At 71.4% G+C, this 17,227-nt stretch carries 21 protein-coding genes; 7 read left to right on the top strand and 14 right to left on the bottom strand.

From position 1 onward, the window contains the following. Positions 1–18 precede the first annotated feature (18 nt). The 6 genes from ACFPYL_RS10480 to ACFPYL_RS10455 form a co-directional block, all read right to left on the bottom strand. Positions 19–1,245 carry an ABC transporter permease gene (locus ACFPYL_RS10480; RefSeq protein ID WP_379153611.1) on the bottom strand — a complete coding sequence of 409 codons (1,227 nt, stop codon included), beginning with the start codon at positions 1,243–1,245 and terminating at the stop codon, positions 19–21. Next, positions 1,242–1,949 carry an ABC transporter ATP-binding protein gene (locus ACFPYL_RS10475; protein WP_379153609.1) on the bottom strand — a complete coding sequence of 236 codons (708 nt, stop codon included), beginning with the start codon at positions 1,947–1,949 and terminating at the stop codon, positions 1,242–1,244. Before ACFPYL_RS10475 ends, ACFPYL_RS10480 begins: the two co-directional genes overlap by 4 nt. Beyond that, positions 1,946–3,133: an efflux RND transporter periplasmic adaptor subunit gene (locus ACFPYL_RS10470; protein WP_379153608.1), complete on the bottom strand. Its 1,188-nt coding sequence runs from the start codon at positions 3,131–3,133 to the stop codon at positions 1,946–1,948. The genes ACFPYL_RS10475 and ACFPYL_RS10470 overlap by 4 nt, the downstream gene beginning before the upstream one ends. Before the next feature lie 102 nt (positions 3,134–3,235). Next, positions 3,236–3,823 (bottom strand): PspA-associated protein PspAB, encoded by a 588-nt coding sequence (gene pspAB, locus ACFPYL_RS10465; RefSeq protein ID WP_379153606.1) that lies wholly within the window; start codon positions 3,821–3,823, stop codon positions 3,236–3,238. 12 nt (positions 3,824–3,835) lie between these two features. Next, positions 3,836–4,762 (bottom strand): zinc metalloprotease HtpX, encoded by a 927-nt coding sequence (htpX, locus tag ACFPYL_RS10460; RefSeq protein WP_379153604.1) that lies wholly within the window; start codon positions 4,760–4,762, stop codon positions 3,836–3,838. 29 nt (positions 4,763–4,791) lie between these two features. After that, positions 4,792–5,565: a PspA/IM30 family protein gene (locus ACFPYL_RS10455; RefSeq protein ID WP_379153602.1), complete on the bottom strand. Its 774-nt coding sequence runs from the start codon at positions 5,563–5,565 to the stop codon at positions 4,792–4,794. An 86-nt stretch (positions 5,566–5,651) separates the two neighbouring features. Here ACFPYL_RS10455 and ACFPYL_RS10450 point away from each other — a divergent pair, with 86 nt between their 5' ends. Then, positions 5,652–6,236 (top strand): DUF3043 domain-containing protein, encoded by a 585-nt coding sequence (locus ACFPYL_RS10450; RefSeq protein ID WP_379153600.1) that lies wholly within the window; start codon positions 5,652–5,654, stop codon positions 6,234–6,236. Positions 6,237–6,242: 6 nt separating this feature from the next. On the opposite strand, the gene ACFPYL_RS10445 is transcribed toward ACFPYL_RS10450, so the two are convergent. Next, positions 6,243–7,247, bottom strand: coding sequence for an aldo/keto reductase family protein (locus ACFPYL_RS10445; RefSeq protein ID WP_379153598.1), 1,005 nt, complete (start codon positions 7,245–7,247; stop codon positions 6,243–6,245). A 140-nt stretch (positions 7,248–7,387) separates the two neighbouring features. After that, entirely contained in the window at positions 7,388–7,948 is a 561-nt protein-coding gene (locus ACFPYL_RS10440) for a hypothetical protein (RefSeq protein ID WP_379153596.1), read from the bottom strand. 210 nt (positions 7,949–8,158) lie between these two features. Here ACFPYL_RS10440 and ACFPYL_RS10435 point away from each other — a divergent pair, with 210 nt between their 5' ends. Together ACFPYL_RS10435 and ACFPYL_RS10430 are read left to right on the top strand one after the other, a co-directional pair. Further along, positions 8,159–9,346, top strand: a complete 1,188-nt coding sequence (locus tag ACFPYL_RS10435) for an HNH endonuclease signature motif containing protein (RefSeq protein ID WP_379153595.1) — start codon at positions 8,159–8,161, stop codon at positions 9,344–9,346. Between the two features lie 85 nt (positions 9,347–9,431). Then, a complete protein-coding gene (locus ACFPYL_RS10430) occupies positions 9,432–9,746 on the top strand; it encodes a hypothetical protein (protein ID WP_379153593.1) in 315 nt (104 codons plus the stop codon). Here ACFPYL_RS10430 and paaE read toward each other — a convergent pair. Genes paaE through paaA form a run of 5 tightly spaced genes read right to left on the bottom strand, consistent with a single transcriptional unit; the run spans position 9,734 to position 13,209 of the window. Beyond that, a complete protein-coding gene (gene paaE / locus ACFPYL_RS10425) occupies positions 9,734–10,795 on the bottom strand; it encodes a 1,2-phenylacetyl-CoA epoxidase subunit PaaE (protein ID WP_379153591.1) in 1,062 nt (353 codons plus the stop codon). The genes ACFPYL_RS10430 and paaE overlap by 13 nt on opposite strands. Next, positions 10,795–11,274 carry a 1,2-phenylacetyl-CoA epoxidase subunit PaaD gene (gene paaD / locus ACFPYL_RS10420; protein ID WP_379153589.1) on the bottom strand — a complete coding sequence of 160 codons (480 nt, stop codon included), beginning with the start codon at positions 11,272–11,274 and terminating at the stop codon, positions 10,795–10,797. The genes paaE and paaD overlap by 1 nt, the downstream gene beginning before the upstream one ends. Next, a complete protein-coding gene (gene paaC / locus ACFPYL_RS10415) occupies positions 11,271–11,996 on the bottom strand; it encodes a 1,2-phenylacetyl-CoA epoxidase subunit PaaC (protein ID WP_379153587.1) in 726 nt (241 codons plus the stop codon). The genes paaD and paaC overlap by 4 nt, the downstream gene beginning before the upstream one ends. Further along, entirely contained in the window at positions 11,993–12,277 is a 285-nt protein-coding gene (gene paaB, locus ACFPYL_RS10410; RefSeq protein WP_379153585.1) for a 1,2-phenylacetyl-CoA epoxidase subunit PaaB, read from the bottom strand. Before paaB ends, paaC begins: the two co-directional genes overlap by 4 nt. Then, a complete protein-coding gene (paaA, locus tag ACFPYL_RS10405) occupies positions 12,274–13,209 on the bottom strand; it encodes a 1,2-phenylacetyl-CoA epoxidase subunit PaaA (protein WP_379153583.1) in 936 nt (311 codons plus the stop codon). Before paaA ends, paaB begins: the two co-directional genes overlap by 4 nt. A gap of 86 nt (positions 13,210–13,295) precedes the next feature. Between paaA and ACFPYL_RS10400 the strand changes: the two genes are divergently transcribed. From ACFPYL_RS10400 to ACFPYL_RS10385, 4 genes are all read left to right on the top strand, one after another. Further along, positions 13,296–13,832, top strand: a complete 537-nt coding sequence (locus tag ACFPYL_RS10400; RefSeq protein ID WP_379153581.1) for a GNAT family N-acetyltransferase — start codon at positions 13,296–13,298, stop codon at positions 13,830–13,832. A gap of 62 nt (positions 13,833–13,894) precedes the next feature. Beyond that, positions 13,895–14,113, top strand: a complete 219-nt coding sequence (locus tag ACFPYL_RS10395) for a hypothetical protein (protein WP_379153579.1) — start codon at positions 13,895–13,897, stop codon at positions 14,111–14,113. Between the two features lie 18 nt (positions 14,114–14,131). Then, positions 14,132–14,806: an AzlC family ABC transporter permease gene (locus ACFPYL_RS10390; protein ID WP_379153577.1), complete on the top strand. Its 675-nt coding sequence runs from the start codon at positions 14,132–14,134 to the stop codon at positions 14,804–14,806. Next, the gene (locus ACFPYL_RS10385) at positions 14,803–15,102 is read left to right on the top strand and encodes an AzlD domain-containing protein (RefSeq protein WP_379153575.1); all 300 of its coding nucleotides are present in this window, start codon (positions 14,803–14,805) and stop codon (positions 15,100–15,102) included. Before ACFPYL_RS10390 ends, ACFPYL_RS10385 begins: the two co-directional genes overlap by 4 nt. A gap of 1 nt (position 15,103) precedes the next feature. Here the strand turns inward: ACFPYL_RS10385 and ACFPYL_RS10380 are convergent, their stop codons facing one another. Then, positions 15,104–17,065, bottom strand: coding sequence for a PTS mannitol transporter subunit IICBA (locus tag ACFPYL_RS10380; RefSeq protein ID WP_379153574.1), 1,962 nt, complete (start codon positions 17,063–17,065; stop codon positions 15,104–15,106). Positions 17,066–17,227 lie beyond the last annotated feature (162 nt).

Here is a 17,227-nt window from a genome sequence, read left to right as displayed (position 1 = left end):
TTTCGAGGGTCGGCAGCGTCATTCGCTGCGCAGGGCGTCGATGGGGGTGAGGCGGGCGGCGCGGCTCGCGGGGTAGACGCCGAAGCCGACGCCCAGGGCGAGCGCGGTCAGCAGGGCCGCGGCGGTGGCGAGCAGGGAGAGCGTCACCGGCTGGTCGATGAGCGGTGGCAGCACCCAGGAGCCGACGACCCCGACCAGCACCCCGACCACCCCGCCGGCGAGACCGAGCATCGAGGCCTCGACCAGGAACTGCCGCCCGATCACGCTCGGGGTGGCGCCGAGCGCCTTGCGCAGCCCGATCTCGCGGATCCGCTCGGTGACCGAGACGAGCATGATGTTCATGACGCCGACCCCGCCGACGAGCAGCGAGATCGCGGCGATGCCGGTGAGCAGCACCGTCAGCGTCTTGTTGGTCGAGTTGGCCGTCTCCACCAGCGACTCCTGGGTGGAGATGCTGAAGTCGGCCTCGGCGGTCGTGACGCCGTGGCGGGTGGCCAGCAGGCTCTGGACCTCCTGGTAGGCCGCGCTCAACGTGCCGGACGAGGCGGCCTCGACGTAGATCGTCGACACCGAGCCCGAGGTCGAGCCGGTCAGCGCCTTGGCCGTGCTGATCGGCACCACCGCCTGGTCGTCCTCGGTGCTGCCGGAGTCGGAGGAGCCGCTGGAGTCCAGGACCCCGATCACGGTCAGCTGCTGCCCGCCGACGGTGACGGTCTGTCCGACCGGGCTGCCGATCGAGAAGAGCTCGCTCGCCGTGTCCGGCCCGAGCACGACGACCTTCGCCCCGGAGGCGACCTCGTCGGCGGTGAAGAAGCGGCCGGAGGTCAGGGTGCGGGCGCGTACGTCGAGCCAGTCGGTCGTCGTGCCGACGACGGACGTCGTCCAGTTGGTCTCCCCCGCGGTCACCGCCGTCGAGGTCGAGGTCGTCGGCGCGACCCGGCTGACGTCGGGCACCGCGGTGCGGTCGGCGATCGCGGTGGCGTCGTCGAGGGTGAGCGTGGTCGCGGACCCGAAGCCGCCGCGCATGCCGCCCGAGTCGGTGCTGCTGCCGGGCGAGACGATCAGCAGGTTGCTGCCGAGCGCGTCGATCTGGTCGCGCACCTTGTCCTGGGCGCCCTGGCCGAAGCCGACGGTGAGGATCACCGAGGCGATGCCGATGACGATGCCGAGCATCGTCAGCAGCGACCGCATCCGGTGCGCGCGGACGGCCTCGGCGCCGGCGCGCAGGGTCTCGGCCCAGTTCATGCCGACACCCCCGCCCGCGCGGTCGGCCGGTCCGAGGTGATCTGGCCGTCGCTGATCACGAGGTTGCGGCCGGCGCGCTCGGCGACGTCCTTCTCGTGGGTGATCAGCACGATCGTGCGGCCCGCGCCGTGCAGCTCGTCCAGCAGGTCGAGCACGTCCGCGGTGGAGCGCGAGTCGAGGTTGCCGGTCGGCTCGTCGGCCAGGATCATCGCCGGCTCGGTCACCAGGGCGCGGGCCACGGCGACGCGCTGCTGCTGGCCGCCGGAGAGCTCGCCGGGGCGGTTCTCGGTCCGGTCGGCGAGACCGACCCGGGTCAGCGCCGCGACGGCACGCTCGCGCCGCTCGTGGCGGGACACCCCGGCGTACACGAGCGGCAGCTCCACGTTGCGCCAGGCGGGCAGGCTGGCCAGCAGGTTGAACTGCTGGAAGACGAAGCCGATGCGTCGGTTGCGGACCTCGGCGAGCTGCGCCTCGCTCATCGTCGAGACGTCCTCGCCGGCGAGCAGGTACCTGCCTGCGGTGGGGTTGTCGAGGCAGCCCAGGATGTTCATCAGGGTCGACTTGCCGGAGCCCGAGGGACCGACGACGGCGACGTACTCGCCCTCGCTGATCGCGGTGTCGATGCCGCAGAGCGCCTCGAACTCGAGGCTGCCGGAGCGGTAGGTCTTGCGGATGCCGTCCAGCGCGATGATCGGCTCGCTCACTGGCCGGGACCCGTCATCTGCGGCTGGCCGTTGCCGCCCATCTGGCTGAAGTCGGGCATCTCTCCGCCACCGGGGAAGCCTTGCTGGCCGCCCTCGCCGGTGCCGTTGCCGCCGCCCGTCGGCCGGGTGAAGCCGGGGACGACGATCGTGTCGCCCTCCTCGAGGCCCGAGAGGATCTCGGTGGTCATGCCAAAGGTCTCGCCGGTCGTGACCTCGACCTCGGTCTCCTTGCCGCCGTCGACCTTGGTGGCGTACGTCGCGCCGTCCTTGGTCGTCAGCGCCCGGCTGACCACGGTGAGCACGTCATCACGCTGCTTGACGATGATCGTGGCGGTGGCCGAGACGCCGGCGTACAGGTCCTTCTGCTTGCCGGTGACGGCGATGGTGACGGGGAAGACGGCCGCGCCGCTGTCGTTGGTCTGGGCGACCAGGCCGACCTCGGAGACGGTGCCGTAGACGGTGTCGGTGACGCCGGTGACCGCGATCTCGACCTGGAGGCCCTTCTTGAGCTGGTCGACGTCCGCGGCCGCGACGGTCGCGTCCACGACGTACGAGCCGGTGGCGACGATCGAGATCGTCCCCGTGGAGGTGTCCGTGCTGCTGCTGTCGGCGCCGGTGCTCGCGCCGCCCGTCGAGCCCGAGCCGACGGTGTCGCCCTTGCTGAGGTCGACGGAGGTGACGGTGCCACCGATCGTGGCGCGCAGCGTGGCGTCGGTGACGGCCTGCCGGGCGTCGGCGAGGGTGGCGCGGGCCGAGGCGACCGCGGCCTCGTCCGCCGCGACCTGGACGTCGCTGGCGCCCGCGTCCTCGTCCTCGTCCAGCTGGGTCTGGGCGGCGTCGAGCGAGGAGGCCGCGGCCGTGCGCGTCGCCACCAGCCCGGCCCTGCCGACCGTGGCCAGCACGTCTCCCTTGCGCACCTTGTCGCCCTCGGAGACCGCGACCCGGGTGACGGTCCCGGAGACCGCGAACGACTCGTCGCTGGTCCGGCTGGCGGCCAGGGTGCCGTCAGCCGAGACGGTCTCCCGCATGGTCTGGGTGGACACGGTGGCGGTGGTGCTGGTGGCGGCCTGGGAGCTGTCACGGGTGAGCATCCAGGCACCGGTGCTCGCGACCGCGACCAGCGCCACGAGGGCACCGACCAGCAGGATCCGCGAACGGCGACGGGTAGGCAGTCGCACGGTCATCCTCTCGACGTCGAATCGATGCAGGACCGGCGGTCCCGCGACGCAGACGATGTCGGCCGGGACTGTGGGGGTCCTCGGGTCAACCTGTGCGGCGGCTGTGGCCTACAGCCCGGGAGCTCCCCAGACGGCGAGCCAGCGGCCGAGGTCCTGCTCCATCGGGAGCTCGCCGGCGAGGGCGTCGCGCAGCTGGATCTCGAGCAGGTTGTCGCGCCGCCGCTCCGCGCCCGGCTCGGGGGCGAAGGCGTAGAACGTGCCCTGCTTGTAGAGGTAGACCAGGCCGACCCGACGGCCGTCGGGACCGACGAACGGCACCAGCGAGCAGAGCAGTCCCGGACCGAAGCCGTGGTCCTCGAGCGAGGTGTTGACGGCGTGCAGGTCGGTGCAGAGGTCGGCCATGCCGTCGGGGTCGTCCGGGTCTTCGTGGACCACCAGCCAGGTGAACCCGAACTCGTCCTGGCTGAGCTCGACGTCGGGCTCGTCCGGGTCGGCGTTGAGGAGCTCGACGACCTCGGCCTGCACCTGCGCGAAGGCGTTGCCGCTCGCCGCGCGGTAGCAGACCGAGCCGGCGCCGGTGGGTCGCAGGCCCAGGGTCGTCTCGAGCGTGACCGCCGCGCTCGGGACCAGGAAGAGCGAGTCGAGCTGCGGTGCCTTGGGCCGGCTGCGGCCGGTGACGACGTCCCAGAAACCCACGACGGCGGCCGGTCAGGCCGAGCGGTTGAGCTCGGCGCGGATGCTCGCGAGCTGCTCGAGCCGCTGCTCGAGGGTCGGGTGGGTGGAGGTCAGGGTGCGCAGCGAGACGCCCTTGACGGCCGGCGCGATGAAGAACGCGTTCATCGGCTGAGAGGCGCGCAGGTCGCGGTCCGGGATCGTGTTGATCTCCCCGGTGATCTTCTGGAGGGCCGAGGCGAGCGCCTCGGGCTTCATCGTGAGGTAGGCACCCGACCGGTCGGCGGACAGCTCGCGGTAGCGCGAGAGCAGCTTGAGGAGCAGGAAGCTGACGGCGTACGTGACCAGGCTGACGACGAGCACGACCAGCCAGACCGGCAGTCCGCCGTTGTTGTTGTCGCGACGCCCACCGCCGAAGAACGCGCCGTACTGCGCGCCGCGCGTCAGCATGCCGGCGAGGATGCCCGCCGACGAGGCGAAGGTCATCACCAGGACGTCACGGTGCGCGACGTGGGAGAGCTCGTGCGCCAGGACGCCCTCGAGCTCCTCGGCCGTGAGCATCTTGAGGATGCCGGTCGTGACGACCACGACCGAGCGGTCGGGCGAGCGTCCGGTCGCGAACGCGTTGGGCAGGTCGGTGTCGGCGATGCCGACCCGGGGCTTCGGCATGTCGGCGAGGGCGCAGAGCCGCTCGACCATGTCGTGCAGCTCGGGCGCCTGCTGCGGGCTGACCTCGCGGGCGCCCATCGCCTTCATGGCGACGGTGTCGGACTTGTACCACTGGAACCACACCAGCCCGAGGCCGCCGAGACCGATCAGGATCCCGATGCCGACGCCGCCGTAGCTCCAGAAGACCGACATCAGGACGACGACCAGCCCGACGAAGAGACCGCCGAGCAGGAACATCACCAGCGTCATCCGGGCGGTGAGCCCCGCGTCGCCGACGAACCGAGTGTGTGCCATGCCCCTATTCTCCGGGGTCGCTCAAGGCGTCAGGCGGGGTCGCCCTCTGTCTTCTCCTGGACCTGCTCCTGGGCGTCGGCGGCCCCCGTCGACTCGATCGCCGGCGTGCTGCCGCCCTTGAGCGCGGCCAGCTCGGCCTCGACGTCGGCCTGCGAGCTCATCGCGTCGAGCTCGCGGGAGATGTCGTCGCCGCCGCCGACGGCAGAGACGTCGTCGAGCGCACCGGAGGCGATCAGCTCGTCGATGGCGCCTGCGCGCGCCTGCATCTGCGCGGTCTTGTCCTCGGCCCGCTGGATCGCCGCGCCGACGTCGCCGAGCTCGTCGCCGATGCCCGACATCGCCTCGTTGATCCGGGTCTGCGCCTCGGCGGCGGTGTACGTCGCCTTGATCGTCTCCTTGCGGGTCCGGAACGCCTCGACCTTGGCCTGGAGCCGCTGCTGGGCCAGGACGAGCTTCTCCTCCTCGCCCTGGAGCTGGGTGAGCTGCGTCTTGAGGTCGGCGATCTGCGCGGAGAGGCCGGACTTGCGGGTCAGGGCCTCACGGGCGAGGTCCTCGCGGTCCATCGTGATGGCCTTCTGGGCCTGGTCCTGGAGCTTGGCGGACTGCTGCTCGAGCTGGTTGATCTGGAGCTCGACGCGCTTGCGGCTGGTCGCGACGTCCGCGACGCCGCGGCGTACCTTCGCGAGCAGGTCGACCTGCCGCTGGTAGCTGTAGTCGAGCGTCTCCCTCGGGTCCTCCGCACGGTCGAGCGCCTTGTTGGCCTTCGAGCGGAAGATGAGCGTGAAGCGCTGCCAAAGTCCCATGCGGCCAACCCTAGGTGCAAAAGCAAGGGACGGCGACGACGCCGGTAGTCTGACCGGTAATCGTCCCTCCCAGTGAAGGCCCCGCGTTGTTCCGTCGCAGCAAGACCGAGTCCGCCCCCGAGCCGCAGCCGACCAAGGTCGGTGGCAAGGGTCGCCCCACCCCGACCCGCAAGGAGGCCGAGGCCGCCGCGAAGGCGCGGGCCAAGGCCCCGCGCACGCGCAAGGAGCTGGCGGCCGCGCAGCGGTCCACCCGGTCGGAGTCCAGCAAGTCGATCCGCCAGGCGATGCGGGACGGCGACGAGCGCTACTACCCGGCCCGCGACAAGGGTCCCCAGCGCCGGTTCGTCCGCGACTTCGTCGACGCGCGCTTCTCGCTCGTCGAGCTGGTCATCCCGCTGCTGCTGGTGACGATGATCCTCGGCTACTCGGGCAACACCTCGCTGGCCCGGATCGGCAACACACTGCTGCTGGGCACCGTCGTGATGGTCGCCCTGGACCTCGTCCTGCTGCGCTTCCGGCTGCGTCGGGCCTTCGACTCGCGCTTCCCCGGTCAGTCGGCCAAGGGGCTGACCTACTACGCCGTGACCCGGTCGATGCAGATGAAGTTCATGCGGCTGCCCAAGGCGCGGGTCCGCATCGGGCAGCACCTGCCCGAGGACTACGACCGCTAGCTCGTCCTAGAAGTCCCGGCTCGCCGGGGACTGGGTCTTCGCCGGGTCCCGCTCCACGATCGGGTCGACGATCTCGTCGATCGCCTTCAGCGTCGCGTCGTCCAGCGTCACGCCCGACGCCTTCACGTTGTCGCTGACCTGCTCGGGCCGACTGGCGCCGATGATCGCGGCGGAGACGTTGTCGTTCTGGAGGACCCAGGCGACGGCGAGCTGGGCCAGCGACAGGCCGGCCTCGTCGGCGACCGGCTTCAGCTGCTGCACCCGCTCGAGGACGACGTCCTGGAGCCATCGCTTGATCATGTTCGCGCCGCCCTTGTCGTCGGTGGCGCGGCTGCCTTCCGGCGCGGCCTGCCCGGGCAGGTACTTGCCGGTCAGCACGCCCTGCGCGATCGGCGACCACACGACCTGGCCGATCCCGAGCTCCTCGCTCGTCGGCACCACCTCGGCCTCGATGACCCGCCAGAGCATCGAGTACTGCGGCTGGTTGGAGACCAGCGGGACGTGCAGCTCGCGGGCCAGTGCGTGCGCCGCTCGGATCTCGTCCGCGCGCCACTCGCTCACCCCGATGTAGAGCGCCTTGCCCTGGCGTACGACGTCCGCGAACGCCTCCATCGTCTCCTCGAGCGGCGTCTCGTGGTCGTAGCGGTGCGCCTGGTAGAGGTCGACGTAGTCCGTCTGCAGCCGCTCCAGGCTGCCGTTGATGGACTCGTGGATGTGCTTGCGCGACAGGCCGTGGTCGTTGTGCGCGCCCGGCCCGGTCGGCCAGTAGACCTTGGTGAAGATCTCCAGCCCCTCGCGCCGCTCGCCCTTCAGCGCCTCGCCCAGAACCGTCTCGGCCTTGGTGTTCGCGTAGGTGTCCGCGGTGTCGAAGGTGGTGATCCCCTCGTCCAGCGCGCGTCGTACGCACGCCGTCGCCGCGTCCTCCTCCACCTGGGACCCGTGGGTCAACCAGTTGCCGTACGCGATCTCCGAGATCTTGAGGCCGCTGCTGCCGAGGTTCCGAGTCTTCATGCGTCCGACCTTAGGACCCCGGTGGTCACCGCGCGAGGCGCGCTCGGGTCGGCACCGCCAGCCGGCCTTCCGGCGGTTGAGGAGGGCCGCCAGGCCCGTCTCGAAACCCCGGAAGCCGAGGCAGGGTGTCGAGGTGGCAACTAGAGAGTGGTGATGGTGACGCGCGTGCCGGTGGTGTCCGTGCCGTGCCGCCAGAGCCGGTGCGACCCGTACCGGTAGGTGACGTCGAAGCTCGTCACGTCCACGACGCCTGGCTCGGTCGGCGTGACGGTCATCAGGAGGTAGTCGTCGGATCCGAGCCGCACGTGGGTGACCGGGCGTACGGCGAGGCACAGCTCCTCGGGGATTCCTTCGAGGAGACCGATGACGTCCCGACCACCGGGCGTGCAGACGGAGAACGCGATCGTCGACGCCGACGTATTCTGAGCGAGGTTGGCCTCGACGTCCGTGATGGTCACGTCACCCACGCCGTCGGGTGCGCCCGGAACCGTGATGCCGACGCTCACGGGCGTGCCGACAGTCGCACTGTCGTAGCTGACCACGTTGCCCGGTGCATCGAACAGGCTCGGGTGCGTCCACCACCAGCCGGCTGCGGCGAGGCCGGCGACCGCGATCAACCCGACGACCCCCAGGGCCACCCGTCGGCGCGTGACTCGGGGCCGGCTGCCCGCCGGTGCCGGTGGGTCGACGACGTCGGTCACGGGCTCAGTGTGGCACCCGATCGACCCGCCGTCCTGGGGTTGCAGCCGGTGGTTGAGGTGCGAGGCGCGCTAGCGCCGAGCCTCGAAACCACCTCCCGCGACGTACCGCGAAAAAAATAGACCCGAAGAACTTCTCGAAAGTGTCCACATCCCGGGCAGAACAAGGGTTCTGAGCATCTGATTGTCGGTGGCGAGTGCTTGGGTTGAACCATGACCGCAGCACCCGACACCTCGATGCCGGCCGGCTTCGCCGACCCGGCCGACGAGGTGCTGCGCGAGGTCATCGACACCCTCGACCTGGTCGTCTACGCCGAGGCGCGCCAGCTCGAGCTGGCGGCCCGCTGGGTTGACCTCCACCCGGGCGACGACGTCGACCTCTCGATCCCGTACGGCGAGCGCGACCTGCAGATCGCCGGCGACGGCGCCCCCACGGTGGCGGAGTTCGCCATCGCCGACTTCGCGCTCTCGCTGGGGCTCTCGACCGACGCCGGCCGCACCCTGCTCGGCGACGCGGTCGAGATCCGGCACCGCCTCCCTCGGCTCTGGGACCGCGTGGTCGCCGGGGAGGTCCGGGTCTGGAAGGCGCGCAAGGTCTCCCAGGCGACGCGGTGCCTCCCGCCGGAGGGAGCGGCGTACGTCGACCGCCACCTCGCCCGCGTCGCGCACTCCTGCTCGTACGCGCAGATCGAGAAGGCGGTCGACAAGGCACGGGCCGCGCTCGACCCGGCCGCCGTCGAGGCGGAGCGCCTGGCCCGCTCGGACGAGCGCTACTTCCGGATCCGCACGGACGAGCTGACGACCGACGGGCTCGTGCACGTGGACGGGCTGCTCGACCTCCCGGCCGCGCTGGCCCTCGAGTCGGCGATCTCCGAACGCGCCCACGACCTGCTCGACACCGACCCCACCCTCCCGATCGACCACCGCCGCGCAATGGCCGCCGGCATGCTGGGCTCCGCCGACCACGCGACCGAGATCGTCATCTACGCCCACACCCGCCCGGACGGGCACGAGCTGGTCGACGTCGTCAACACCCGCTCGATCGTGACCACCGACGAGCTCGTCGAGTGGTGCAGCCTCGCCGGCGCCCGGGTGACGCTGAGGCCCGTGATCGACCTCGCCGCCGAGCTGACCACCGATCGCTACGCACCGACTCCCCGCCAGCACGAGCAGGCGATCCTGCTCAACCCGACCTGCGTCTTCCCGCACTGCTCGCGCCCGTCCCGCGGCTGCGACCTCGACCACATCGTGCCTTGGCCGCTCGGCCCGACGACGTCCGCCAACCTCGCCCCGCTCTGCCGGGGCCACCACCGCCTCAAGACCCACGGCGGCTGGAGCTACGTCCGCACCGGCACCACCGACTTCCTGTGGACCAGTCCCTCCGGACGACATCTCCGCTGACCACACCCCGCCGGCCACGGCCGGTGGGGCCAGAGGCACGCGCTCCAGGCGTAGGCTCGCCTGCCGACGACGACAGGGGTGGGACATGGTGGCGAGCAAGTCCGCTCGGGAGCGTAAGGCGGCGGTCGAGGTCGGGCCGCTGGCCACGGTGAAGATCGACCTCGGCGCGGACAAGCAGTTCCTCTACAAGATCACCTGCACGACCTGCACGGCGAAGGGCCACCGCAAGTGGTCGACGCACCGGTCGGGCGAGGACAACGGCTACCTGGCGGCGATGGACCGGTGGATCTTCCACCTGACCGAGAAGCACGCGGGCGCCGAGGCGCCGTGCCTCGCCTACCTGGGGGCCGCCCAGCAGCGCCTGCACGAGCGGCGCGAGCAGGGCACTCAGCCGTCGTAGTCGAGCACGACCTCGGCAGACGTCGGGTGCGCCTGGCAGGTGAGCACGTAGCCGCGCTCGATCTCGTCCGGCTCGAGGGCGTAGTTGGCGTCCATCGCGACGGTGCCGGCGACCAGCCGCGCCCGGCAGGTGCCGCAGACGCCGCCCTTGCAGGCGAACGGCAGGTCGGAGCGTACGGCGACCGCCGCGTCCAGCACCGGCTCGCCGTCGGGCCGGAGGTCGAACGACGAGGACCGGCCGCCGAGTCGGACCGTGACCTGCGCGGCACCGTCGACCGCACCGGCGAGGTCGGCGACCGGCGCCCGCGGGACCGGGTCGGCGTGGAAGAGCTCGCTGTGCACCTGCGCGTCCGGGACCCCGAGGTCGGCGACCGTCGCGCGCAGCTCGACGAGCATCTGCTGCGGCCCGCACAGGAACCACTGCGCCGACGCGGCGTCGGGCAGCAGCGCCGCGGCGATCGCACGCAGCCGCTCGCCGTCCAGACGCCCCGACAGGAGCTCGACGTCGGAGGCCTCCCGCGAGAGCACGTGCACGATCTGGAGCCGGTCCGGGTAGCGGTCCTTCAGGTCGTGCACCTCGTCGAGGAACATCACGGTGCGGTGCGTGCGGTTGGCGTAGACGAGCGTGACCGACGAGGACGGCTCGGCCTCCAGGACGGCGGTCACGATCGAGAGCACGGGCGTGATCCCGGAGCCGGCGGCGACCACCACGCAGTGTCGCGACGCCGCCGGGTCGAGCGCGGTGGTGAACCGGCCGGCCGGCGTCATCACGTCGAGCGTGTCGCCGACGGACAGGGTCGACAGCACGCCCTCGCTGAAGGCACCGCCCGGCAGCCGCTTGACCCCGATCCGGAGCCGGCCCGAGGAGGGCGCGGTGCAGATCGAGTAGGAGCGGCGTACGTCGTCGCCGCCGCGGATGTTCAGGTGCTGGCCCGGCGTGTAGACGAACTCGTCGGCGAGGTCGGGCGGCACCTCGAACGTGAGCGCGACCGCGTCGTCGGTCAGCTCGTCGATCGCCGCGACCCGCAGCGCGTGGAAGGTCGCTGCCACTAGTGAGCCTTGAAGTGGTCGAACGGCTCCCGGCACGCGCGGCACACCCAGAGCGACTTGCACGCCGTCGACCCGAAGCGGCTCGACTCGCGGGTGTCCAGCGAACCGCACTGCGGGCAGCGCACGGACAGCTCCAGAGCGATCGGGCCACCCACCGGGCCGGGCGGGGCGACGCCGTACGCCGCCAGCTTGCCCTTCGCCTCCTCGGTCATCCAGTCCGTCGTCCAGGCCGGGGCGAGCACGAACTCGACGTCGACGTGCTGGTAGCCGGCGGAGGTCAGCGCGTCGACCAGGTCCGTGCTGATCGTCTCCATCGCGGGACAACCGGAGTACGTCGGCGTGATCTGCACGTGCACGCGACCCTGGTCGTCCTCGGTCACGTCACGCAGGATCCCGAGGTCGGCGATGGTCACCACCGGCAGCTCGGGGTCGGGCAGGTCGGCGGCGATCTTCCACGCGGCCGAGCGTTCCGCCGTCACCACGTCGCCCCCGGGTGCGAGCGGTGCAGGTGCTGCATCTCGGCGAGCAGGTGGCCGAGGTGCTCGGTGTGCAGGCCCCGACGTCCGCCACCGATGGCCGGCGCGACCTGCGGGACGGTGAGGGTCGCCTCGCCGATGACGGCCTCGATGCGCGTGAGCGTCGCGTCCCGCAGGGTCGACGGGTCCACGACCGCGCCCTCGACGGGCGCGAAGAGCTCCTCGACGTGCGGCCACTCCCCCTCGAGCGCCGCCTGCACGCGGTCGTGCGACTCCTCGGTGCCGTCGCCCAGCCGCAGGGTCCACAGCCGCGCGTGGTCGCGGTGGTAGGCGACCTCCTTCACGGCCTTCGCCGCGATCGCGGCCAGCGTCGGGTCGTCGCTGCGGGCGAGTGCGGCGTAGAGCTCGCCCTGGTAGGCCGAGAAGACCAGCAGGCGCGCCATCGCGACCCCGAAGTCGGTCTGCGGTCGCTCGACGAGCCAGACGTTGCGGAACTCGCGGTCGTCGCGCAGGTAGGCCAGGTCGTCCTCGGAGCGGCCGGCATCCTCGACGGTGCCGGCGTACGAGAGCAGCGACCGGGCCTGGCCCAGCTGGTCGAGCCCGATGTTGGCGAGCGCGAGGTCCTCCTCGAGCTCGGGCGCACGGCTGATCCACCAGCCCATCCGCTGCGCGGAGACGAGCGCGTCGTCGGCCAGCCCCAGGACGTACGGGAAGAGATCGCTCACAGGTGCTCGACCCCGTCCGGGACGTCGTAGAAGGTCGGGTGCCGGTAGACCTTGTCGTCGGCGGGGTCGAAGAACGAGTCGCGCTCCCCCGGGTCCGAGGCGACGATCTCCGACGACGGCACCACCCAGAGCGAGACACCCTCCTGGCGGCGGGTGTAGACGTCGCGCGCGTTGCGCAGCGCCAGCTCGGCGTCGGGGGCGTGCAGCGACCCGACGTGCGTGTGCGAGAGCCCGCGCCGCGAGCGGACGAAGACCTCCCAGAGCGGCCAGCCGGTGGTCATGCCGCACCCGCGGTGCGCGCAGCCCGCTTCGCCTCGTAGGCGGTGGCCGCGTCGCGCACCCAGGCGCCGTCCTCGTGGGCACCCACGCGGTGCGCCATCCGGTCGCGGTTGCAGGGTCCGTTGCCGGCGATCACCTCGCCGAGCTCGGTGAAGTCGATCGGCCCGAAGTCGTAGTGGCCGCGCTCCTCGTTCCAGCGGATGTCGGGATCGGGCAGCGTCAGCCCGAGGACCTCCGACTGCGGCACCGTCATGTCGACGAAGCGCTGCCGCAGGTCATCGTTCGAGAACCGCTTGATGCCCCAGGCCATCGACTGCGCCGAGTTCGGCGAGCTGTCGTCGGGCGGGCCGAACATCATCAGCGACGGCCACCAGTAGCGGTCGACGGCGTCCTGCGCCATCGCCCGCTGCTCGGGGGTGCCGTGCGCGAGGGTGTGCAGGATCTCGAAGCCCTGCCGCTGGTGGAAGGACTCCTCCTTGCAGACCCGCACCATGGCGCGCGCGTAGGGCCCGTAGGAGCACCGGCACAGCGGCACCTGGTTGACGATCGCGGCGCCGTCGACCAGCCAGCCGATCGCGCCCACGTCCGCCCAGCTCAGCGTCGGGTAGTTGAAGATCGAGGAGTACTTCTGCCGGCCGGTGTGCAGCTGGTCGAGCAGGTCGGCTCGCTCGACGCCGAGCGTCTCGGCGGCGGCGTACAGGTAGAGCCCGTGGCCGGCCTCGTCCTGCACCTTCGCCATCAGGATCGCCTTGCGGCGCAGGCTCGGCGCCCGGCTGATCCAGTTGCCCTCCGGCTGCATCCCGATGATCTCGGAGTGCGCGTGCTGGGCGACCTGGCGGACCAGCGTGCGGCGGTAGGCGTCCGGCATCTCGTCGCGCGGCTCGACCCGCCCGTCGTCGGCAAGGAGGTCGTCGAAGGCCGTGCTGGTCGCCATGCTCGGACGCTACCAGCATCTGTTACAGATCCGCGCATGTCGAGCGATGCCGTGTAACAGCGCGAGGTGCTGACAGGATGGCGGGCATGAGTGACGTGTCGGTCCGCATCGCCTGGTCCGACGACGCCCCCGCGATCGCGGAGCTCCAGCTGCGCAGCTGGCGCGAGATGTACGCCGGCGTCGTGCCGGCCGACGCGCTCCCCACCGACGTCGAGGCCGCGGCCGGCGCCTGGCACGCATCGCTCTCCCGGCCCGGCGACGCCCGCAACCGCGTGCTCGTGGCGCTCGAGCGCAACCGCGTCGTCGGCTTCGCCATCACCTCGCCGGCCAGCGACCCCGACTGCGACCCCATCGTCGACGCCGAGCTGTCCGAGGTCACGATCGACCCGGCAGAGCGCGGCAAGGGTCACGGCTCCCGGCTGCTCCAAGCGGCTGCCGACACCCTCGTCGCCGACCGCTTCGAGCGCGCCGTGCTCTGGTCGACGGCCGGCGACGACGGCCTGCGCGCGTTCCTCACCGAGGCCGGGTGGGCGGCCGACGGGGCCCACCGCGAGCTCGACCTCGACGGCTCGGGAAGCACCCTGCTCAAGCAGGTCCGGTTGCACACCGCACTCACAGGCTGAACCTCTTGATTTCTGGGCACCAAGGGTCAGGATGGATATCCATTCCAGATCGGGGACAGGTCATGTTCGGTCCGTTGCCACGGCTGCACCGCACGCTCGTCGTCGTCACCGCCCTCGTCGTCGGGGTCCTGTCCGGCATCTGGCTGGTCCACGCGACCGGCACGCCGACGCTGGTCGGCGCGGGCCTGGGCTGGGGCCTGCTGGCTGGCCTGCTCCTGAACTACGTGCTGCTCCACGACTTCCAGCACCGGCCGCGGCCGGTCCGGGTCCGGCGACACTGACCCACTAGCCTCTCCGGGGTGACCGACGCCCCGCTCGACCCGCGCGAGCGCTCCGCGATCATCCGCGACAGCCTCGGCGTCGGCATCGCCACCGGGGCGTACGGCGTGGGCTTCGGCGCCGTCTCCGTCGCGGCCGGCCTCTCGGTCGCGCAGACCTGCGCGCTGTCGTTCCTGGTCTTCACCGGGGCCAGCCAGTTCGCCCTGGTCGGCGTGGTCGCGGCCGGCGGCGCCCCGATCTCCGGCGCCCTGACCGCCATGCTGCTCGGCACCCGCAACACCCTCTACGGCCTGCGCCTCGCTCCCCTGCTCGACTGGCGCGGCTGGCGGCGGGCGGCGGCGGCCCAGGTGCTCATCGACGAGTCGACCGCGATGTCGGTGACCCGCGAGACGACCCCGGCTGCGCGCCTCGGCTTCCTCACCACCGGCGTCTCGGTCTTCGTGCTCTGGAACCTCGCGACCCTCGCCGGCGCGGTCGCCGGCAACGCGATCGGAGACCCGCGCACCTACGGCCTGGACGCCGCCGTCGGCGCCGCGTTCCTGGCCCTGCTCTGGCCGCGGCTCCGCAACCGGCGCAACCAGCTGGTCGCCGTCGTCGCCGCCGCGGTCGCGCTCGGGACCGTGCCGGTCGTGCCCGCCGGCGTACCCGTCCTCGCGGCGGCCGCCGTGGCCCTGCTCGCGGGGGTCCTCAGATGATCTGGGTGGCCGTGGCGATCACGGGCGTCGGGTGCTACCTGCTCAAGCTGGCCGGGCTGTCCGTCCCGCCGCGGGTGCTGGAGCGGCCGCTGGTCGAGCGCGTCGCCGACTACATCCCCGTCGCCCTGCTCGCGGCGCTGATCGCCGTGCAGGTGTTCAGCCGAGGGCACGAGCTCGTGATCGATGCTCGTGCCCTCGGCCTCGGAGTCGCCGTCGTGCTGCTCCTGCTGCGCGCGCCCTTCCTCGTGGTGGTGTTCGGCGCCGCGCTGGCCGCGGCGCTGGTCCGTCTGCTCTAGCTCAGACGGGCTGGACCTCCCCGAGCACCTCGAGCACGTCGAGGGGCGAGTTGGCCGTGTCGAGGCGGCGCACCTGGTCGGGGTCGGTGAAGACCTGCGCCAGGCGGGCCATCAGCTTGAGGTGCTCGTTGCCGAGGGCGGCGACCGCCACGACGTACTTGACCTCCCGACCGTTCCAGTCGATGCCGTCCGGGTAGCGGACGAAGGACAGCGCCGTGCGCTGCACGCCGGCCTTGGCCTCGTTCGTGCCGTGCGGGATGGCGAGCAGGTTGCCCATCGCCGTGGACACCGACCCCTCCCGCTCGTGCATCGCCGCGACGTACGCCGCGTCGACGGCCCCGGCGGCGACCAGCAGCTCGCCGGCCCGGGTGATCGCGTCGTCGCGGGTGGCCGTGCCGCCGTCGAGGACGATCGACTCCTCGGCCAGCAGGCCGCCAGCCGAGTCCGGCTCCGGCTCGTCCGCGGCCGCGGGCGCCGTACCGGCGATCGCGTTGCGGGCCCGGACCAGCTCGACGACCTCGTCGTAGCGCGGGCTGGCCATGAAGTTCTCCACCGACACGTGCACCGCCGACGGCGTCTGCTGCCGGGCCCTTTCGGTGAGGTCCTCGTGGGTCACGACGATGTCGTGGTCGTCGCGCAGGTTCGAGATCGCCTGGTTGACCACCGTGACGTCGGTGAAGCCGGCGTCGTGGACCTTCTTGCGCAGCACCGAGGCGCCCATCGCGGAGGAGCCCATGCCGGCGTCGCAGGCGAAGACGATCGAGCGGACCCGACCGGCGCCGACGGCGTTGGAGGTGAGGATCGCGGAGGCGACCGAGCTCTTGCCCTTCATCGACTCCATCGCGCCGGTCGCCCCGACCAGGTCACCGTCGTCGGTGGACTTGTCGGTCTTGAGCAGCAGCGCGCCGACGAGGAACGACACCAGCGCGGCGCCGAAGACGCCGACCGTGATCCCGGCGAAGTCGCCGCCCGGGGTCTGGGCGTAGACCGCGATGATCGACCCGGGGGCGGCCGGGGCGCGCAGGCCGACGTCGAAGAGCGTCAGCAGGAAGACACCGGTCATGCCGCCCGCGATCGTCGCGAGGATCATCTTCGGCTTCATGAGGACGTACGGGAAGTAGACCTCGTGGATGCCGCCGAAGAACTGGATGACGGCCGCACCGGGGGCCGACGCCTTGGCGATGCCGCGGCCGAAGACGGTGTAGGCCATCAGCAGGCCGAGGCCCGGGCCGGGGTTCGCCTCGAGGAGGAAGAGCACCGACTGGCCCTTGTCCGCGGCCTCCTGGATGCCGAGCGGCGTCAGCACGCCGTGGTTGATGGCGTTGTTGAGGAAGAGCACCTTCGCCGGCTCGATGAAGACCGAGGTGAAGGGCAGCAGGTCGTGGTCGACCAGGAAGTTGACCGCGTCACCGAGCCACTCGATGACCTTGCGGAGCACCGGGGCCAGCAGGAACATGCTCGCGATCGCCATCAGGCCGGCGAAGATGCCGGCGGAGAAGTTGTTGACGAGCATCTCGAAGCCCGGCTTGATCCGGTGGCTCCACAGCGCGTCGAGGCGCTTCATCCCCCAGGCAGTGAGCGGGCCCATGATCATCGCGCCGAGGAACATCGGCGAGCCGGTGCCCCCGTCCCCGAGGAAGATCGGGTCGCTGGTCGCCATGATCACGCCCATCACGGACATCGCGCCGACGACGCCGCCGCGGGTCTCGTAGACGAGCTTGCCGCCGGTGTAGGCGATCAGGATCGGCAACAGGTAGTAGATGGTCGGCCCGACCATCGTCGCGATCTTCTCGTTGGGGATCCACCCGTCGGGGATGAAGAACGCCGTGATCAGGCCCCACGCGATGATCGCGCCGATGTTGGGCATGATCATGTTCGACAGGAACGTCCCCACGCGTTGGACGTGGACCCGCGCGCTCACCCGCTGGCGGGCGGGGGTCTCCGGAGCTGCCGTGGTGGTCATCGCACCTTCTCTCGACCGGACCGACGCGCTGTGACGCCGATCACCGGAATCTTTGAATGTGTTTATATGCCGCCGGAATTGCCCGAGTCAAGGGTTCAAACCAACACGACCGGGCCTATCTCCACACAAATACGCTACAGTCGAGCGTCGAACCGAGCCCCC

This window comes from Nocardioides hankookensis, from assembly GCF_042658885.1.
GTDB lineage: Bacteria > Actinomycetota > Actinomycetes > Propionibacteriales > Nocardioidaceae > Nocardioides > Nocardioides hankookensis.
This window is presented reverse-complemented; position numbering and strand designations above follow the sequence as displayed.

Bases quoted from the DNA above. Each gene is read 5' to 3' on its own strand.
- paaA (WP_379153583.1), bottom strand. From the start codon at position 13,209: ATGGCGACCAGCACGGCCTTCGACGACCTCCTTGCCGACGACGGGCGG.
- ACFPYL_RS10395 (WP_379153579.1), top strand. From the start codon at position 13,895: ATGTTCGGTCCGTTGCCACGGCTGCACCGCACGCTCGTCGTCGTCACC.
- htpX (WP_379153604.1), bottom strand. From the start codon at position 4,762: ATGGCACACACTCGGTTCGTCGGCGACGCGGGGCTCACCGCCCGGATG.
- ACFPYL_RS10480 (WP_379153611.1), bottom strand. From the start codon at position 1,245: ATGAACTGGGCCGAGACCCTGCGCGCCGGCGCCGAGGCCGTCCGCGCG.
- ACFPYL_RS10380 (WP_379153574.1), bottom strand. From the start codon at position 17,065: ATGACCACCACGGCAGCTCCGGAGACCCCCGCCCGCCAGCGGGTGAGC.
- ACFPYL_RS10455 (WP_379153602.1), bottom strand. From the start codon at position 5,565: ATGGGACTTTGGCAGCGCTTCACGCTCATCTTCCGCTCGAAGGCCAAC.
- ACFPYL_RS10470 (WP_379153608.1), bottom strand. From the start codon at position 3,133: ATGACCGTGCGACTGCCTACCCGTCGCCGTTCGCGGATCCTGCTGGTC.
- ACFPYL_RS10430 (WP_379153593.1), top strand. From the start codon at position 9,432: ATGGTGGCGAGCAAGTCCGCTCGGGAGCGTAAGGCGGCGGTCGAGGTC.
- ACFPYL_RS10400 (WP_379153581.1), top strand. From the start codon at position 13,296: ATGAGTGACGTGTCGGTCCGCATCGCCTGGTCCGACGACGCCCCCGCG.
- ACFPYL_RS10435 (WP_379153595.1), top strand. From the start codon at position 8,159: ATGACCGCAGCACCCGACACCTCGATGCCGGCCGGCTTCGCCGACCCG.
- ACFPYL_RS10385 (WP_379153575.1), top strand. From the start codon at position 14,803: ATGATCTGGGTGGCCGTGGCGATCACGGGCGTCGGGTGCTACCTGCTC.
- paaB (WP_379153585.1), bottom strand. From the start codon at position 12,277: ATGACCACCGGCTGGCCGCTCTGGGAGGTCTTCGTCCGCTCGCGGCGC.
- ACFPYL_RS10445 (WP_379153598.1), bottom strand. From the start codon at position 7,247: ATGAAGACTCGGAACCTCGGCAGCAGCGGCCTCAAGATCTCGGAGATC.